The sequence below is a fragment of the Sphingorhabdus sp. EL138 genome (assembly GCF_945882965.1).
Lineage (GTDB): Bacteria > Pseudomonadota > Alphaproteobacteria > Sphingomonadales > Sphingomonadaceae > Sphingorhabdus_B.
In genome coordinates this window covers 89472-105991 of sequence record NZ_CAMCWY010000006.1, presented here as the reverse complement: position 1 = coordinate 105991, position 16520 = coordinate 89472, and the positions used below count along the sequence as shown (strand labels likewise).

The window sequence follows — 16520 nt, the reverse complement described above, 5'->3', positions numbered from 1 at the left end:
CTTCCGACATCAGGATTGGGCAGCCCATTCACGCAGCATATGTTTGGCAATTTGAAGCTGCAAAATTTGCGTTGTGCCTTCATAAATCCGGTAAATGCGGGCGTCACGGTAGAAACGTTCCGCATCATATTCCGCGAGATAGCCAGCGCCACCGTAAATTTGAACCACGCGGTCAACAACGCGCCCACACATTTCGGTAGCAAACACCTTTGCCGCAGCAGCCTTACGCAGCACATTCTCACCTGCATCAGCGCGGCGGGCAGCGTCGTCGAGCATACATTCCGCAGCATAGATTTCGATGTCGCTGTCCGCCAACATTTGCTGGATCAGTTGAAAATTGGCGATTGGCTCGCCAAACGCTTTACGTTCATTGGCATAACGCAATGCGCTGTCCAGTGCGCGGCGGGCGTAGCCCGTAGCTGCGGATCCCACCGAAAGCCGACCATTGTCTAAACTTTGCATAGCAAAGGCAAAGCCCTTGCCCTCTTCGCCGCCCAAAATGGCATCGGCAGGCAATTTTACATCTTCCATGACAATATCGGCAATATGGCTTCCGGCCTGCCCCATTTTCTTATCGGACCTACCCACGGTTATGCCAGGCGTGTTCATCGGTAAGATAAAGGCCGAAACATGTGCATTTTTGGGTAAGGCTTCCTTACTCGTTCGCGCCATAATCAGCGCGACTTTAGCAAATGGCGCATTGGTGATATACCGCTTGGTCCCGTTTAATACCCAGCCATTACCCGATTGCACGGCGAAGGTCTGCATAGCGGCAGAATCCGAACCGGATCCAGGCTCAGTCAGACCAAAAGAGGCGATTTCACCCGCGGCCAATCGCGGCAACCATTCTGATTTCTGTGCGTCCGTCCCGCCATTTTTGAATGCTGAACACACCATCCCGACATTGATGGACGCGATCGACCGATAGCATGGCATGGCATAGCTTAATTCACGCATCGTTCGGATATACTGCTGAATACACATTCCTGCGCCGCCATATTCTTCGGGCATCGTCAGACCAAACAGGCCCATGTCGCGCATCTCGGTCAGGATCGAGTTCGGAATAATGTCTGTTTCGAGGATTTCCTTTTCCGCGGGAATTAACCGTTCACGAACATAGCGCTGAAGCTGCGCGATAAACTGTTCGAAAATATCGTTATCCATGATGCCCGCTTCCCCTGAGGTACAAAAATGTCAAATCTGTAAACGCTCTTTACCGACCATGTCTGCGCCGTAAATCCGAAAAACTGTTGTTGAAGGCCGTGACATTAGGTTCAACAGCGGCATGGCGATAGAACATTGGGCGTTCAAACCCGCCTGCTTGATCCACATCCGGGGCAGCGTGTATCGATCTGAGGTCGCCAGATAGACGGTGAAATCTACAAAAATACAATAGATTCAGTTTGATAACTTCATCATCTGAATTTTGTTCGAGTTAGGTCCATGTCCAGCGACTCGTAAGTCACCGACATTGCATGTTGAAGCCCTTACTTCTCCGGCGTTAATTTCGCGCCACCCTCGACATTTTCATTAAAGCTCGTCACCACCGAGTCGACCAGCATCTGGATCTCTTCGGCAGCAAACTTCTCTGCTTCGGCTAGGCTTGAACCATAAGACCGCTCGGACTTCACCAATATGTCCTTATAGGCTGCGCGTTCTGTCGGGCATGCCGTATCGGTTGTTCTGATGAACGCGCTTGGGGCGGATTTCTCTGTGACTGCAACATTGTGGACTTCAATCATGCAGTTGTTGAATGCCTTACGCGCGTTGTCCATGGCGTCGCCCTTCATGGCGGCCATGCTGAGCAGTGCGGTTGCGATGATAGTGATCATGTTCCAAAATCCCTGATGTTCATTCCCATACGGTCCAGCGACCGCTGATTTGATAGGTTACACAACCATTACTGCGCAATCAATGCGCTATGACAGTTTGATCTATGCGTTTTTACCGCACGATTTTACCGCCCTTCACAACGGCGTCGACGGACTCCAGCTCCCGCACATTGGCCAAAGGATCGCCATCGACGGCGATGATATCGGCAAAGCGACCAACGGCGATAGCGCCAACATCCTTTTCACGGCCAAGCGCTTGGGCACCGTTGTGGGTTGCCGCCTGAATGGCCTCAATCGGTGTCATGCCATATTCCACCATGACCTTGAACTGTCCGCCGACAAGCCCGTGTGGCATCACACCCGCGTCGGAGGCAAAGACCATCTTAACGCCAGCTTTGTGCGCTTTGCGGAAATTGTCGCGCTGAATCTGCGCAACCTCCCGGTCTTTGCGCAAATTGTCCTCCAATACGCCATTTTTCGCGCCTTCGGCCTGGGTATAGTCGGTGTTGAAGATATCCATCGAGAACCACACAGGACGCACGCGCGCGGCGGCAAGCTTTATGCCTTCATCATCGATAAGACTTGCATGTTCAATCGTGTCGATGCCAGCCTTGATAGCGGCCTTAATGCCGTCGCCGCCATGGGCATGTGCGGCAACGCGCAGGCCCCATTGATGCGCTTCTTCTGCTATTACGCGCAATTCACCTTCGGAAAGCTGCTGCTGGCCAGGTTCGGTATTGCGCGAAAACACCCCGCCTGTGGCGCACACCTTTATGACTTCCGCGCCATATTTCCGCTGGCGACGCACCTGATAACGCAATTCATCTTCGCTATCGGCAATGCCCTCTTCCTTCGAAGCCCCTTCAAGGCTTGGCGGCAGGAAGGTCGAGTCACAATGACCGCCAGTTGCCCCCAAAGCATAGCCAGCAGGGACAATGCGTGGTCCAGTTGCATATCCGTTTTCTATGGCTTGTTTCAGCCCAATGTCATTTCGGTTGTCTGAACCGACATTGCGCACGGTTGTAAAGCCAGCGTTGAGCATAGCCTGCGCTGCGCCCACCGCCGTCATGCCCCAGAAGCTGTCGGTGAATTCGAGGCCGCGATAGCCGCCAATGTCCGCAGGACCATCCAAATGCACATGCATGTCAATCAGACCGGGCAGGATGGTTTTGCCAGACATATTGATATGCGTAACGTCGCTACCCCATTTTACGGTGCGGGCATCGGCGATGCTGGTGATGCGACCATCCGCGCCAACGAAAACGGCGGGGAAATCAACGGTCTTGCCAGTCAGAACGTCAACCATCTTGTCTGCGGTAATGACCGTGGTCTGCGCCTGTGCAGTCGAGGACAAAATAAAGACGCCAGAAAACGCCAAGACCCCCAGATTCTTCAGCAAGTTCACACTATAAACCATATCCGTTTTTCCTACATATTCTAGTTGCCGGAAAGGATGGCAAAGAATGGCTGTGTAGGACAGCGAAAACGACGTCTTCCTTATATAATGAACGTCATACTGAGCATGTTTCAGGATCCATATTGCGACTCAAGCCGACGTTAGAAAGGCACAATAGACCCTGAACCAAGTTCAGAGTGACGGTTGTATTGGTGTATTGGTCCCAACCGCCTCATTCACATATGGATCATCTTGCCATATGCGCCGAGCACGCTTTCGTGCATCATCTCGCTTAAGGTCGGATGCGGGAATACGGTCTGCATGAAATCGGCCTCGACCAATTCGGCGGTTTTGCCGATGGTGTAGCCTTGGATCAGTTCGGTGACCTCCGCGCCAACCATATGCGCGCCAAGCAATTCGCCGGTTTTGGCGTCAAACACGGTTTTGACGAAGCCTTCTGCCGCCCCCAACGCAATGGCCTTGCCATTGCCCAAGAACGGGAAATTGCCAACCTTGACGTCATAGCCCGCCTCTTTCGCCTTGGCCTCAGTCAGGCCGACACTTGCGACTTGCGGATGGCAATAGGTGCAGCCGGGGATGTTCAGCGGGTTCATCGCGTGCGGATGGCCGCCTGCGATGGTTTCTGCGGCGATCACGCCTTCATGGCTTGCCTTATGCGCCAACCAAGGCGGGACGGTGATGTCGCCAATCCCCCACAGGCCGGGCACGTTGGTGCGGCAGCTGGAATCGGTTTTCAGGAACCCACGATCCATTTCGACGCCAAGCGCTTCCAACCCGATATTTTCGGTATTCGGGACTATACCGATGGCAACGATGCAATGCGAGAACTCGGACGCCACGATTGTGCCATCCTTGCCCTTGATCGATGCCGACACCCCCGTCGCGGTCGCTTTCAGGCTTTCGACCCCTGCCCCGGTCATGATCGTCATGCCTTGCTTGGTCAGCGCCTTTTCCAAAAAGGCCGAGACATCGGCGTCCTCGACCGGCACGATGCGATCCAGCATCTCAACGACCGTCACCTCTGCGCCCATATCATTGTAGAAACTCGCAAACTCGATGCCAATCGCACCGGACCCAATCACGAGCAGCTTCTTCGGCATTTCGGGCGGGACCATTGCGTGGCGATAGGTCCAGATGCGCTTTCCATCGGCGGGCGCGAGTGGCAAATCCCGCGCCCGTGCGCCGGTGGCAACGATGATGTTCTTCGCGGTAAGCTCTTCGGTCTTGCCATCCTTGGTGACAGTCAATGTGTTCGCGGCGATCAGCTTACCATCACCCATATGGACGGTAACCTTGTTCTTCTTCATCAGATGCGTGACGCCCTGATTCAATTGCTTGGCGATACCACGCGACCGCTTGACCACCGCGTCGATATCCGCGCTGATATTCGCCGCCGTCAGGCCGTACTCGCCCGCATGTTGCATATAATGATAAATCTCCGCCGACCGCAGCAAAGCCTTGGTCGGGATGCAACCCCAGTTAAGGCAGATGCCGCCGAGATTTTCGCGCTCAACAATCGCAACTTTCAACCCAAGCTGCGCAGCGCGAATGGCGGCAACATAGCCACCTGGACCGGAACCGAGCACGATGAGGTCATAATCAGACATTTTGGCTTCTCTCTAAAGCCCTCTCCCCTTGCGGGAGAGGGAGGGAGCGGCGGAAGGGAGAGGGGTTAGGTGGTGACATTCTTCACCATTTCAAGCCACCAACCCCAAGGGCTTCTCCACCAGCTCCTTGAATATCTTCATAAACATCGCGCCATCTGCGCCGTCGATGGCGCGGTGGTCGAAGCTGCCGGTGGCGCTCATGACTGTCGCGATGGCGAGGGCGTCGTCGACGATATAGGGCCGCTTTTCCCCTGCCCCGACCGCGAGGATCATCGCCTGTGGCGGGTTGATGACGGCGTCGAATTGCTTGATGCCCATCATGCCCATATTGGAAATCGACGCGGTGCCGCCTTGATATTCGTGCGGTTGCAACTTGCCTTCTTTGGCGCGGGCCGCAAGTTTGGCCACTTCAGTCGAGATTTTGGACAGCGACTTGTTCGCGGCGTCGATGATAATTGGCGTAATCAGGCCAGTGGGCACCGAAACGGCCACGCTAATGTCGGCGCGGGCGTATTGCAGCATATTGTCGCCAGCGAAGCTGACATTGCATTTCGGCACCTGCACCAACGCCAGCGCCAATGCCTTAATCAGCATGTCATTGACGGACAGCTTAATACCGCGCGCCTCCAACGACGCGTTCAATTCGCCGCGCAGTTTCAATAAGGCGTCAAGGCGGACATCTACCGTTAGGTAAATGTGCGGAACTGTCTGCTTGCTCTCCGTCAAACGGCGCGCAATGATCTTGCGCATATTGCTAAGCTTGATGACCTCATGCGGGATGTCAGTGTCGATTGTCTGCGTTGGCGCTGGTGTTTCCCGGAGAAAGCCGGGATCCAGAGCTGGTGCGACAACGGCGCTCCGGCCTTCGCCGGAGATCGCATCAACGTCGGCTTTCACAATACGCCCATTGGGGCCAGTGCCTGAAATACTGGTCAGATCAAGACCCTTGTTCACCGCAATACGTTTGGCGAGTGGACTGGCTTTAATGCGGTCATTGGTTTGCGATGTCGCTGGCCCTCCCCCGACCCCTCCCGCCTGCGGGAGGGGAGTTTTGATGGTTGGTTTCACAGGCTGGGGAGTTGGATCAACCTGCTCCCCTCCCGCAGGCGCGAGGGGTTGGGGGAGGGCAACAGCGGCAACAGCATCATCATCTTCACCCTGAATCATCGCGATGACCGCGCCGACCTTCACACCATCGGTTCCCTCGGCAACCAATATCTTGGTCACGATACCTTCATCCACCGCTTCGAACTCCATCGTCGCCTTATCGGTCTCAATTTCGGCCAGCAAATCGCCGGAAGAGACTTTGTCGCCTTCCTTGACCAGCCAGCGCGCCAATGTGCCTTCTTCCATCGTGGGGGAAAGCGCGGGCATTTTGAGTTCTGTGGGCATCGGGTGCTGGCCTTTTATAGACGTCGTTACTTGACTCCGAATAGCCAAGCTTTCCCAAGCGTCAAGCGTGATGAGGTTGCCAATCCTTCAAATTTCGCGCAGGCTATGACAATTCACGACATGCTGCGGGTGAAGATAACCCCGGGGGATACTATGCGGACATATTTAGTGGTTATTGACGAGACCGAGGAAGCACGGCTTGCGCTCCGGTTTGCATCGCGCCGCGCGGCAAAAACCGGCGGGACTGTCCACATACTTGCGCTTGTTGAACAGGCTGACTTTGTCGCGTGGGGCGGGGTTCAGGCGACGATGGAGGCAGAAGCGCGCGACCGGGCGGAACAGCTTGTGACCGCAGCCGCCGGTTCAATCTTCGACGAAATGGGTGTTCGCCCTGATATTACGGTTAAGCCTGGCGAGGCTATTGATGTTGTAAAAGTGATGCTGGAGGAACATCCCGGTATCGCCGCGCTCGTGCTGGGTGCCGCCGCCCAAGGCGCTCCTGGCCCGTTGATTAGCCACTTTACAGGTGTGAATGCCGGGACCCTGCCCTGCCCCGTCATGGTTATTCCCGGATCGCTCAGCGATGCGCAATTGGACGAATTGAGTTAGGCTATATGGGTCTAACGCCGTTTTCCCTGATGCCGGATATTCCCCGGCCTACCGCGCTTTGCAACATCATATTTTCCGGCCTTGGGCTTGCCCTTGTGCTTGAAACGGTCCGGCGCGTAGCTTCCGCCTTCCGGCAATTCAAAGCGCAGCGACCCTGAAATCGGGTTCGCTTCGGCCAAGCGCAATTCAAGACACATGCCCGGCCTATATTCCTGCCGCGTTTTTTCGCCGATCAACGTCTGGCTTGCCTCGTCATAATGGAAATAATCCTTACCCAAGGTTGAGACAGGGACCAAGCCGTCACCGCCAACCCCTTGTACAGTCGCGAAAAATCCGAAATTCTGTACGCCTGTAATCCGCGCCTGAACGATTTGCCCGACTTGCGCAGAAAGAAATGCCGCAATGTAGCGGTCCGTTGTCTCGCGCTCTGCTTCCATCGCGCGGCGCTCAGTGCGGCTGATGGCCTCTGCTGTGGCTGCAAGCTTCGTAATCGCAGCCTCTGTCAAACCCGTAATGGGCGCAACGTCGTCGAGTTTTGGCTTGGGCATCTCAAGACCATAAGCGCTCACCAATGCGCGGTGCACGATAAGGTCGGCATACCGCCGGATTGGCGAAGTGAAATGCGCATAGCTGCCTAATGACAAGCCAAAATGCCCGACATTAGTTGGGCCATAATATGCCTGTGTCTGGCTGCGCAACACCGCCTCCATGATTTGCGGCCGCACTTCTTCGTCGATGATTTTTTCAAGTATCGCGTTGAATGTCTCAGGCTTAACCACTTGGCCAAGCGCAAATTCAATCTCAAAGGTCTTCAGATATTCCTTCAGCGCCACCAGCTTTTCGCGGCTTGGTGGTTCATGTGCGCGGTAAATTAAGGATGACTTTTTGGCCTCCAGCGCCTTTGCCGCAGCAACATTGGCGGCGATCATGAAATCTTCGACCAAACGATGTGCTTCAAGCTGTTCACGCACGGCAACGCCAGTGACCCGGCCTTCATCGTCGAGCGTAATCCGCTTTTCCGGCAAGTTTAGCTCAAGTGGCCCGCGCTTGTTCCGCGCCAATGAAAGCAATCGCCAGCACGCCCAAAGCGGCTTGAGCGCCGTTTCCAGCAACGGGTTTTCCATCTGCCCGTCGATAGCGGACTGCGCATCTGGATAAGGAATGTTAGCGGCAATTCGGGCGATAGCACGCGTAAAGCGCCATGATGTCACTTGGCCAGTCTTGCCGATGGCGAGATGGCAGGCTAGCACAGCGCGATCCTCCCCTGCCCGCAGCGAACATTTGTCCGAAGACAGTGCGTGCGGCAGCATAGGCACCACTAGGTCGGGAAAATACACACTGTTTCCGCGCTTCGACGCTTCATGGTCTAATGCGCTGCCGGGGCGGACATAATAGCTCACATCGGCAATCGCGACGATAGCGTCAAAACCGCCCGTGTCGGCATTGGGGGTCGCCCAGATGGCGTCATCAAAGTCGCGTGCATCGCGCGGATCAATCGCGATAATGGGCAAATGGCGTAAGTCTTCCCGATGGCCGTCGGTAACCGGCAGTTCCCGTACACGTTCGGCCTCACGCTCAGCGGCTTCGGGCATTTCAAAAGGAATGCCGAGCTTGTGGATAGCAATCAGGCTGAAGCTTTTGGGCGCAAATGGGTCACCGAGGATTTGCGTGACACGCGCCGATTTTTTATGTGCGTTGCCAGTCAGTTCGGCGAGCACCAATTCCCCAGCCTTGGCATTGCCAACGTCACCAATTTGCGTATCAAACCGCGTTTTTTTGTCGACAGACTTCAGCCAGTAACGGCCGTTTTCGCCGCCTTCGACCACACCCAAAATCTGCGCGCTGCCCTTTTCGAGCCTTTTCATGATGTGCGCGACGTGGCCGCTGCCCCGTTCTTCGGTTCGCGCCAATATACGGTCACCAATGCCCAAGGCGCCACGCTTGCCTTTGGTTTCTAGGACCCGAATTTTGGGCAATGGAATGCCCTCGGCCTCCCAATGTTCAGGGACAGCCACGGCACTATCGCCATCAATCGCAACGATCTTGAGCACGGTAACCTTCGGCACCCCGCCCATTTTGTGAAAGGCACGGCCCGGGGCCATGTCGATCAGCCCTTCGTCGGTCATGTCCTTCAACAACGCCTTGAGCGTTATTTTCTCATTACCGCGCAGGCCAAATTCGCGCGCAATTTCCCGTTTGCCCGCAGGGTCCTTCGACGTTTTGATAAATTCAAGGATCTGATCGCGGGTGGGGAGCCCTTCAAACTGCGCATATTTGGTCATATTCTAATATGTCCGCCCAATCAAAATTCGTTCCACCGCAGGCTCGCCTGTAAAAAAGCATGGGCCGTCGGCAGGAGCAGCGTCGATGGGGCTGTTACGCATCGTAATTTTCAACGCCTTGAGTAATGCGACGATCTTGTCGAGCGCTTCGCCGCTTGGACGCGACCATTGTATTTCGACCCAGCCAGCAAAATTGGCTTCATCGCCCGCGAAATGTTGGGAAAGGTCGGTCACATCACGACGGATATTGGCCTCTAGCCGCGCTTTTGCCTCGGCATATAAACCGTTCTGGATATCCTCCAACAAGCTTGTCGCTGACGCCACAAATTCGTCACGCGGCGTGAACGCGGTCGCAAGCTTACCATCGTCTTTATACAGACGGTCGCGGCGTATGACCGCTGCCTTGCCTTCCGCCATATCACGCGGCCCCACCTCAATAATGATAGGCGCGCCCTTTTTAACCCAAGCCCAACGCTTGTTTGACGCCTTTGCGGCTTTGGTGTCCAGCAGCACGCGCAATGGTTCACCAAAGGCGTTGAGCGCCAACAATTCCAAACGCAGGCTGCGGCAATATGCCAAGACAGCTTCGTCCTCTTCATTATCACGCAACATCGGAATGATGACAATCTGATGCGGTGCAATTTGCGGCGGGCAGCGCAGGCCATCATCATCGCCATGCGTCATGATAACGCCGCCAATCATGCGCGTGGACACGCCCCAGCTTGTCGTATGCGCGAACTGCTGATTGCCTTCTTTATCCTGATATTTGATGCCAGATGCTTCGGCAAAGCCAGTGCCCAGATAATGCGACGTGCCTGCCTGTAACGCTTTACCGTCCTGCATCATAGCTTCGATGCTGAAGGTTGCAACGGCGCCGGGAAAGCGCTCATTTTCAGGCTTCTCACCGGCCACAACGGGCATAGCCAGCGGACCTTCGGCAAACGCGCGGTACATTTCCAGTGCGCGCATCGTTTCTTGCATCGCATCACTACGGTCGGCATGGGCAGTATGACCTTCCTGCCACAAAAATTCGCTTGTGCGCAGGAACATACGCGTGCGCATTTCCCACCGCACAACATTGGCCCATTGGTTTACCATCAAGGGCAAATCGCGCCAGCTTTGCACCCAGCGGCTCATGGCCGCGCCAATCACGGTTTCTGACGTTGGGCGAACGACAAGCGGCTCTTCTAATTTCGAGCCTGGATCTGGGATCAGCTTGCCATTGCCATCGCTGATAAGACGATGATGCGTAACAACCGCCATTTCTTTGGCAAAGCCTTCGACATGGCTGGCCTCTTTTTCAAAGAAGGATAAGGGGATGAACAATGGAAAATAACAGTTTTCAACGCCAGCGGCCTTAATTTCTGCGTCCATAAGTTTCTGAATGCGTTCCCACATGCCATAGCCCCATGGCCGGATGACCATGCATCCCCGCACACCGGATTCCTCGGCCAGATCGGCCTCCGAAATGACTTCTTGATACCAGCCAGCGAAATTCTGCGCACGGGTGACACTTAAAGCATGTTTTATCAAAATCTTACCTGTTTTATATGAGAGAATTATGAGGTGCGGTCGGCGGCCATCTTGTCAATTTGGGCCTGTAGCGCGGCAATTTGTTGCTTGAGTTCAGCAACGCTTTCATCGCGTTCCGGCTTTCTACCGGTGAGGTTGCCCAAATTCGGCATCAGAGCCTCGCGCGCAGAACGCATGAATTCAATGTTCTGCTTTGCCAAATGGCCAAAAGGACCAGAGGTGATCGCGGTTTCAATCACGTCTTGTACTTGCCGCTGGTTCTTGCGAAAATTGTCCATCGACGTTTCCAAAAACTGCGGCACCATCCCTTGCATGGAATCGCCATACATGGCGATCAGTTGTTTGAGGAAGCCCACGGGCAACATTTGCTGCCCGCTATTTTCCTCATCCATGATGATCTGCGTGAGGACGCCATGGGTAATATCTTCATTCGATTTGGCGTCGACAACCTTGAAATCAATGTCCTTGCGCGTGAGTTCTGCAAGGAAATCGAGAGTGATATATTTCGAAGACTGCGTGTTATACAGCCTGCGGTTGGCATATTTCTTTATGATGATTGGGCCATCACCGTTCTTATTGGCCGTGCGTGCCATATTGGTCCTTCTCGAAATTTATACCCTGGTAGCATCAAGCCATAGTGCACTGCAACATTGGTGAAAGGATGGCCTTTTTTGTTGGCCCATTCATCCGTCCGACGCGCGATAAAATAGGCGTCGCCCAGAGGGTCAGCTCCACGCGCGCGCGAACCTTGACCCTAAATTCGTAAGCAGTTCATATTGCGAGAGCCCCGTCAGTGCCGCCGCGGTGACAAGGTCATATTCCAATTCTACCCAATCACCTTCGCGCAATGCTGGTGCCGCATTGAGGTTCAGCGTCACAAGGTCCATCGACACGCGGCCAATGACCGGCAAATCAAGTCCGTCTGCCAAGGCCATCCCCTTGCCCGAAAAAGCGCGCAGATATCCGTCGGCATAGCCAATGGATATTGTGCCCACGCGTGTTTCTTGCGCACAGATATGGGTTGCATTGTAACCAACCATTGCACCTGCCGGTAAGTTTCGTATCTGAAGGATCCGTGCCGAAGGGCGCGCAACCGGTTTGATCCATTCCTCCATTCCGGCGCGCGCAATTCCGCCATATAGGCTGAGCCCAGGGCGGGTGAGGTCAAAATGATAGTCTGCGCCCAACATTATGCCTGCGCTATTGGCTAGGCTAAACCGCTGTGCGGTCGTTGCGGAAACAGTCTGTTGAAACAGGCGGATCTGTTCGCTGTTCTGCGCGACATCGGTATCCGCCGATGCCAGATGCGACATCAACATGTCGATTTCCATGCCAACAAGCGCGCCGTCTATTATGTGCTGCGGCGCAAGGCCCAAGCGGTTAATGCCGCTATCGCACATGACATGGCATCGCCCGCCGCCGGCGTCGCGCCAGAGCGCAAGTTGCTCTGGCGTATTCAGCACTGGCGTGGCCCCCAACGCCCGCGCGGCGGTGACATCGGATAAAGCGATACCATTCAGCACTGATATCCAACTGGGTGGCACCAAATCGGCAATGGCCTCTGCCTCAGCCCAATGGGCAACAAAAAAGTCACGGCATCCTGCGTCACGCAAACGGGTAACGACCGCGCGCGCACCGAGGCCATAAGCGTTTGCTTTTACCGCTGCCCCTGCCCGCGCCGCGCCGCTGCGCGCATCCAGCGCACGCCAGTTGGAAACCAGCGCGTCGCCGTCAAGATGAAGGCGCAAGGGAGGGACAAAATCAGTCATAGACCGCTATTTGCTGCTCGCCTGATGCCTGTCAATCTAACTTGGTTTTCCCCGATGTTTCCGGCAACCAGATCAGCGCTACGACAAAGGCCAAAGCGGTCACGCCCACTGTGTACCAAAGTCCCGAAAACGGCTGCCCGGTCTGCGCCACGATATATTGCGAAATATAGGGCAGAAATCCACCAAAATACCCTGCGCCAATATGGTAAGGTATGGACATTGAGGTGTATCTAATTTTAGCCGGAAACATCTCCACAAGGATTGCGGCGACTTGCCCATAGGTCATGCCTGACAACGCCACCATCAGGAACACCGCCAAGATGATTTTCCACGGCTCGCGCTGGGCTGGGTCTGACTTGTCGGGGTAGCCTGCCTTTTCCAGCGCGGTGATATAAGCTTTTTCATCAAAGCCCTGCAGATTTGAGTCACCCACGTTCAAGGAAACAGTATCACTTGCTTGCTTGCTATAAGCGATGCCACGCTTCGTCAGGAAATTGAGCGCTTGCGCACATTCGCTTTCGTGTACCCGGTTGAGCGCGTTGAAATCACATTGTGGTATCGAAAGGGTGACGGGGTTGCGCTCTGTCGCCTGGGCCAAGGCTGGGTTAGCGGCATCCGCCATCATCCAAAAAATAGGAAACACGCCGACGATGGAAAGGCCGTAGCCAAGCAAGAGCAACCTTTTGCGGCCCCATTTGTCCGACAGCCAACCGCAGGCAACATAGGTCGGTGCCGCCAACGCTGCGCCCACCGCCATATACAAAAGCGCATCCGTCTCTGGAACGCGCGCAGTCCCTGTTAGGAAGTATAAAGTGCCAAATTGCGACGTGTAATAAATAACGGTCAATCCGGCAGCGACGCCGAATAATGCCACGAAAATACGCCCCACATTGCCCGGATATTGAAAGCTTTCCAGAAACGGGTTTTTGGACGTCGTACCAGCGGCCTTCATAGCCTTGAAAACTGGGCTTTCCGACAATTTTAGGCGCATATAGAGGGAAATTGCGAGCAACAAAATTGAGGTCAAGAACGGCACACGCCAGCCCCATGCCTCAAACGCCTCAGTGCTCATGGACTGGCGCGTGATCAGCACGACAATGACCGCGAGTAGAAAGCCGCCAGCGACCGATGCCTGAATCCAGCTGGTATATTGGCCACGTTTGCCGTCTGGTGCATGTTCGGCAACATAAATAGCAGCCCCGCCATATTCGCCGCCAAGCGCCAATCCCTGAAGACAGCGCATAAGCAAAAGCAAGCCTGCGGCCCATATCCCTGCCGTTTCAAACGTCGGCAGTAATCCAATCGCGGCGGTGGCAACACCCATGAGCGTGATGGTGACAAGAAATGTATGTTTTCGACCAATCTTATCGCCGAAATAGCCAAACAATATCGCGCCGAATGGCCGCACACCAAATCCTGCACCAAAGATCGCAAGTGAAGCCAAAGTCGCGGCGGTCGGATTATCAGCGGGGAAAAACAGCTTTCCGATTAACGCAGCCAGTATGCCATATACGAAAAAGTCATACCATTCGAAAACCGTGCCGAGCGACGATGCTGTAATGACCAAGCGGTCGCGCTTTGGATCAAGTACGACTTCAGTTTCGGCAGTGCTGCCCATGATATTCCCCTAATAACCCTTTTCGCATGTTTTAAAGCCAATGTCGGCACTTACAAGCGGGTTCACTCCATCTCTAATATCACCGCGTCTACGGCCAGACTGTCTCCAGCCTGCGCATTGATCAACTTCACCGTTCCGGATTTTTCCGCGCGCAGAATGTTTTCCATTTTCATCGCCTCTACAACCGCAAGTGGTTGGCCAGCCTCAACCGCGTCACCGACGCTCACATGCAGCGTCGTAAGCAAGCCGGGCATTGGGCAAATAAGAAACTTGGACAAGTCTGGCGGGATTTTCTCGATCATGTGCGTGGCCAAATGCGCGATGTGACCCGGCAGCACGCGTGCGACATGCATTGCACCGCGTGTCGTCAGATGAAACCCGGTTCGCGTTTTAGTGATCTTGACCGCGAGTTCCTCTCCACCAACTTCTGCTTCAATCAACCTATCACCGGGATCATATTCCATCGACAGGTCGAAAGGCACGCCATCGACGTGGATGTCGCCATCAATCATTTCGATATGATGGACCACATCACCGATATTCACCTGCCAACGCGCTGGCGGGTCAAGTGTATCGCCCAATTGACCATCGACATGCCGCGCGCGGTCAGCCTCCGCCGTTGCCACAAAGCCAGCGATTGCGGCGAGTGATTTGATCAGCTCTGCATCGGCAGCTGCGCCTTGAAAGCCATCTGGATATTCTTCAGCGATAAAGCCTGTCGTTAGTTCGCCAGAACGAAATCTCGGATGTTGCATGATGGCGCTGACGAAATCGATATTGTGACCAAGGCCCTCAATTTCGAAGCGGTCAAGCGCCGCGATTTGTAGGTCGGCGGCTTCATCCCGGGTTTTACCCCAAGTGATGAGCTTAGCGATCATGGGGTCATAGAATATCGAAACTTCACCCCCGTCATAGACGCCGTCATCTACGCGGATACCCGCAACACCGCGACGACCGTTGGCATCTTCGTCCTCGGTCCAACCCGCCACTGGCGGACGATATCGCGTCAAACGGCCCGTGCTGGGCAAAAATCCGCGATAGGGGTCTTCGGCATAAACGCGGTTTTCAATGGCCCAACCGTCGATTTTGATATCATCTTGGGTAAAGGCAAGCTTTTCACCTGCTGCAACGCGGATCATCTGTTCGACCAGATCAATGCCGGTGATGCATTCGGTGACTGGATGCTCCACCTGCAACCGCGTATTCATCTCAAGGAAGTAGAAGCTTTCACCGCTGGGGTCTGCGCCTGAGACGATCAACTCAACCGTTCCAGCGGAATAATAGCCCACAGCGCGTGACAGCGCCACGCATTGCTCGCCCATCGCCTTGCGCATCTTGGGCGTAACGAAGGGCGATGGTGCTTCCTCGACAACCTTTTGATGCCGCCGCTGGATCGAACATTCGCGCTCATTCAAATATAAAATATTGCTGTGCTGGTCGCCCAATATCTGGATTTCGATATGGCGCGGATTGAGGATGAATTTCTCGATAAACACGCGGTCATCGCCGAAACTGTTAAGCCCCTCACGCTTGGTCGCTTCAAAGCCTTCACGTACGTCCTGCTCATTATAGGCAAGCCGCATTCCTTTACCGCCGCCGCCCGCGCTGGCCTTCATCATCACTGGATAACCGATTTCTTCGGAAATTTTCACCGCATGTTCCGTGTCGTCAATCTCACCGACAAAGCCCGGGACGACATTGACGCCCGCCGCCAACGCCAGCTTCTTGGACTCGATCTTGTCGCCCATGGCGGCAATCGCGTTTACAGGTGGTCCTATAAAGGCAATGTTTTCCTTGGCCAAGGCTTGCGCAAAGCTGGTGCGTTCGGACAAGAAACCATAGCCGGGATGCACCGCCTCCGCACCCGTTTGCTTGCACGCCGCGATAATCTTGTCCGCGAGCAAATAAGACTGCGCAGCAGGTGAAGGCCCAATATGCACCGCCTCATCTGACATCTGCACGAATGGCGCGCGGGCATCTGCGTCCGAATAGACCGCGACGGTCGCGATCCCCATCCGGCGAGCGGTCTTAATGATCCGGCAAGCAATTTCGCCACGGTTAGCGATTAGGATTTTTTTGAACATTAAGGAACAACCCCTTCAAAAATCATAATGCGGGATACGGCATGATTATGCCTGATATCAGCGATAGGGCGATATTCATCCGACCTCAAAAATGCTTGAGCCGCTGACATATTCGCAAATTTAATGATAACCAATCGGCCTTTGGGGGCATCGCCTTCAAAAGACTCGGTTTGTGCGCCACGAACGATATATTCCCCGCCATACTGAGCAACAATTGGCACTACCGCTGACTTATAGCTTTCATAAGCAGCGGTATCGGCTACTTCAACTTCAGCCACAACATATGCTTTGGGTGGCTGCAACGGGTCGGCGCATTCAGAATGCGCTTGTGGTGCCGCAATGTCCGTGGAAGTTGTTTTCAACACGATCCCGCCCCG

Annotated in this window: 13 protein-coding genes; 1 reads left to right on the top strand and 12 read right to left on the bottom strand. The window is 54.6% G+C overall.

Annotation, left to right across the window (positions count from 1 at the left end; translation table 11 throughout):
• Nucleotides 1–9 precede the first annotated feature (9 nt).
• The 5 genes from Q0N43_RS04260 to Q0N43_RS04240 form a co-directional block, all read right to left on the bottom strand.
• Complete coding sequence (locus Q0N43_RS04260; protein WP_295443000.1) at nucleotides 10–1164, bottom strand: acyl-CoA dehydrogenase family protein; 1155 nt, start codon at nucleotides 1162–1164, stop codon at nucleotides 10–12.
• Between the two features lie 323 nt (nucleotides 1165–1487).
• Nucleotides 1488–1832 (bottom strand): hypothetical protein, encoded by a 345-nt coding sequence (locus Q0N43_RS04255; protein ID WP_295442997.1) that lies wholly within the window; start codon nucleotides 1830–1832, stop codon nucleotides 1488–1490.
• Nucleotides 1833–1944: 112 nt separating this feature from the next.
• Entirely contained in the window at nucleotides 1945–3249 is a 1305-nt protein-coding gene (locus tag Q0N43_RS04250) for an amidohydrolase family protein (protein ID WP_295442994.1), read from the bottom strand.
• A 215-nt stretch (nucleotides 3250–3464) separates the two neighbouring features.
• Complete coding sequence (gene lpdA / locus Q0N43_RS04245) at nucleotides 3465–4856, bottom strand: dihydrolipoyl dehydrogenase (RefSeq protein ID WP_295442992.1); 1392 nt, start codon at nucleotides 4854–4856, stop codon at nucleotides 3465–3467.
• 90 nt (nucleotides 4857–4946) lie between these two features.
• A complete protein-coding gene (locus tag Q0N43_RS04240; RefSeq protein WP_295442989.1) occupies nucleotides 4947–6248 on the bottom strand; it encodes a pyruvate dehydrogenase complex dihydrolipoamide acetyltransferase in 1302 nt (433 codons plus the stop codon).
• 153 nt (nucleotides 6249–6401) lie between these two features.
• Between Q0N43_RS04240 and Q0N43_RS04235 the strand changes: the two genes are divergently transcribed.
• Nucleotides 6402–6857 (top strand): universal stress protein, encoded by a 456-nt coding sequence (locus Q0N43_RS04235; RefSeq protein WP_295443031.1) that lies wholly within the window; start codon nucleotides 6402–6404, stop codon nucleotides 6855–6857.
• Between the two features lie 11 nt (nucleotides 6858–6868).
• On the opposite strand, the gene rnr is transcribed toward Q0N43_RS04235, so the two are convergent.
• The 7 genes from rnr to Q0N43_RS04200 form a co-directional block, all read right to left on the bottom strand.
• A complete protein-coding gene (rnr, locus tag Q0N43_RS04230) occupies nucleotides 6869–9139 on the bottom strand; it encodes a ribonuclease R (RefSeq protein WP_295442986.1) in 2271 nt (756 codons plus the stop codon).
• A gap of 3 nt (nucleotides 9140–9142) precedes the next feature.
• Entirely contained in the window at nucleotides 9143–10672 is a 1530-nt protein-coding gene (gene proS / locus Q0N43_RS04225) for a proline--tRNA ligase (protein WP_295442983.1), read from the bottom strand.
• 26 nt (nucleotides 10673–10698) lie between these two features.
• Nucleotides 10699–11265, bottom strand: a complete 567-nt coding sequence (gene phaR, locus Q0N43_RS04220) for a polyhydroxyalkanoate synthesis repressor PhaR (RefSeq protein ID WP_295442980.1) — start codon at nucleotides 11263–11265, stop codon at nucleotides 10699–10701.
• A 132-nt stretch (nucleotides 11266–11397) separates the two neighbouring features.
• Nucleotides 11398–12441 (bottom strand): alanine racemase, encoded by a 1044-nt coding sequence (alr, locus tag Q0N43_RS04215; RefSeq protein ID WP_295442977.1) that lies wholly within the window; start codon nucleotides 12439–12441, stop codon nucleotides 11398–11400.
• Between the two features lie 31 nt (nucleotides 12442–12472).
• The gene (locus Q0N43_RS04210; protein WP_295442974.1) at nucleotides 12473–14059 is read right to left on the bottom strand and encodes an MFS transporter; all 1587 of its coding nucleotides are present in this window, start codon (nucleotides 14057–14059) and stop codon (nucleotides 12473–12475) included.
• A gap of 62 nt (nucleotides 14060–14121) precedes the next feature.
• Nucleotides 14122–16143, bottom strand: a complete 2022-nt coding sequence (locus tag Q0N43_RS04205) for an acetyl/propionyl/methylcrotonyl-CoA carboxylase subunit alpha (protein ID WP_295442971.1) — start codon at nucleotides 16141–16143, stop codon at nucleotides 14122–14124.
• Nucleotides 16143–16505 (bottom strand): DUF1330 domain-containing protein, encoded by a 363-nt coding sequence (locus Q0N43_RS04200; RefSeq protein ID WP_295442970.1) that lies wholly within the window; start codon nucleotides 16503–16505, stop codon nucleotides 16143–16145. Before Q0N43_RS04200 ends, Q0N43_RS04205 begins: the two co-directional genes overlap by 1 nt.
• Nucleotides 16506–16520 lie beyond the last annotated feature (15 nt).

Coding starts and splice junctions, on each gene's coding strand:
- Q0N43_RS04260 (WP_295443000.1), bottom strand. CDS start 1,164: ATGGATAACGATATTTTCGAACAGTTTATCGCGCAGCTTCAGCGCTAT.
- Q0N43_RS04255 (WP_295442997.1), bottom strand. CDS start 1,832: ATGATCACTATCATCGCAACCGCACTGCTCAGCATGGCCGCCATGAAG.
- Q0N43_RS04250 (WP_295442994.1), bottom strand. CDS start 3,249: ATGGTTTATAGTGTGAACTTGCTGAAGAATCTGGGGGTCTTGGCGTTT.
- lpdA (WP_295442992.1), bottom strand. CDS start 4,856: ATGTCTGATTATGACCTCATCGTGCTCGGTTCCGGTCCAGGTGGCTAT.
- Q0N43_RS04240 (WP_295442989.1), bottom strand. CDS start 6,248: ATGCCCACAGAACTCAAAATGCCCGCGCTTTCCCCCACGATGGAAGAA.
- Q0N43_RS04235 (WP_295443031.1), top strand. CDS start 6,402: ATGCGGACATATTTAGTGGTTATTGACGAGACCGAGGAAGCACGGCTT.
- rnr (WP_295442986.1), bottom strand. CDS start 9,139: ATGACCAAATATGCGCAGTTTGAAGGGCTCCCCACCCGCGATCAGATC.
- phaR (WP_295442980.1), bottom strand. CDS start 11,265: ATGGCACGCACGGCCAATAAGAACGGTGATGGCCCAATCATCATAAAG.
- alr (WP_295442977.1), bottom strand. CDS start 12,441: ATGACTGATTTTGTCCCTCCCTTGCGCCTTCATCTTGACGGCGACGCG.
- Q0N43_RS04210 (WP_295442974.1), bottom strand. CDS start 14,059: ATGGGCAGCACTGCCGAAACTGAAGTCGTACTTGATCCAAAGCGCGAC.
- Q0N43_RS04205 (WP_295442971.1), bottom strand. CDS start 16,143: ATGTTCAAAAAAATCCTAATCGCTAACCGTGGCGAAATTGCTTGCCGG.